We start from the raw sequence: 1,005 nt of genomic DNA, 5'->3' as shown, positions 1-1,005 counted from the left end.
TGCTGCGGGCGTACGCCGATGGCCACTTTACTCGATGGAAAACGGATCTGGGCAGAAAAGAATCTGAACCAGATGTAATCTGACAGACACCTGTATAAATAATCGGTAACTGTCAGATCAGGTCTGAGCTAGTACACATTACGTGCGTTTTTCTTTTCCTCTTTCCCCTATCGCTTTGCTGGTTGTCGGGCGATCTTTACTCTCGGGTTCCGGCTCTGATTCACAGAGCGACATCTCAGAATCATATTCCGTATCGTAGTCTTTGGCGGCTTTGTTGAATAAATAGATTTTATGCTGGCAGCCCAGTGAAAAGACGGATCCTCGCAACGTAAAATCATGCAGTTAGGCCTCATGAGAAAAGTGTACACCTGAGATGACAAGCATTTTCAACCAAAACTGGCATGGAAAAACAGCATGATTACCTATTATTCAATAAATCCCGAAAAATCATGCAGTTAGGCCTCATGAGAAAACTGTACACCTGAGGGGACAAGCATTTTCTACCAAAACTGGCCTTGCAAAACAGCATGACTCACTATTATTCAACAAAGACGCAGATTGATGCAAACAGGTTGGGGCAATAAATCAAAAAGGACTAGGACGTGAAAGAACCCCACATCTACAACAGCAGGTGGGACAAGGCCCGGGTTTCATTCCTGCGCACGAACCCCTTGTGCCACATGTGTCAGGAGCAGGGACGGATTGTAGCCGCTACCGTCGTTGACCACATCATCCCGCACAAACTTAAAGAGGCGTTGAAGTCGGGTAACAAGACAGCGATAGACAAAGCACGGTCGTGTATTCAATATGTTGATTACAGTGTGAAATGTCCGGTTTTGGATGTGGAATACAGTGGCTAAAGTTTGGCTTTGTTGAATAATAGGGAATAATGCTGTTATGACACGCCTGTTTTGGATTAAAATGCTGATCGCTCCGGGATGCATCACCACGCTCTGGATTTAACATACTGATTTTACGTCAAGGGAATCCGCAGCCTTTATGGCT

At 45.3% G+C, this 1,005-nt stretch carries 2 protein-coding genes and 1 pseudogene; 1 reads left to right on the top strand and 2 read right to left on the bottom strand.

Annotated features, from left to right (window positions below; translation table 11 throughout):
• Positions 1-138: 138 nt before the first annotated feature.
• Positions 139-327: a hypothetical protein gene (locus tag QZ506_RS07430; protein WP_291970126.1), complete on the bottom strand. Its 189-nt coding sequence runs from the start codon at positions 325-327 to the stop codon at positions 139-141.
• A gap of 275 nt (positions 328-602) precedes the next feature.
• Between QZ506_RS07430 and QZ506_RS07425 the strand changes: the two are divergent.
• A pseudogene (locus QZ506_RS07425) lies at positions 603-791 on the top strand (HNH endonuclease); the annotation flags it as partial.
• On the opposite strand, the gene QZ506_RS07420 reads toward QZ506_RS07425, so the two are convergent.
• Positions 745-966 carry a hypothetical protein gene (locus QZ506_RS07420; protein ID WP_291970128.1) on the bottom strand — a complete coding sequence of 74 codons (222 nt, stop codon included), beginning with the start codon at positions 964-966 and terminating at the stop codon, positions 745-747. The pseudogene QZ506_RS07425 and the gene QZ506_RS07420 overlap by 47 nt on opposite strands.
• Positions 967-1,005 lie beyond the last annotated feature (39 nt).

It is taken from the genome of Candidatus Symbiopectobacterium sp. (assembly GCF_020054415.1).
GTDB lineage: Bacteria > Pseudomonadota > Gammaproteobacteria > Enterobacterales > Enterobacteriaceae > Symbiopectobacterium.
This window is presented reverse-complemented; position numbering and strand designations above follow the sequence as displayed.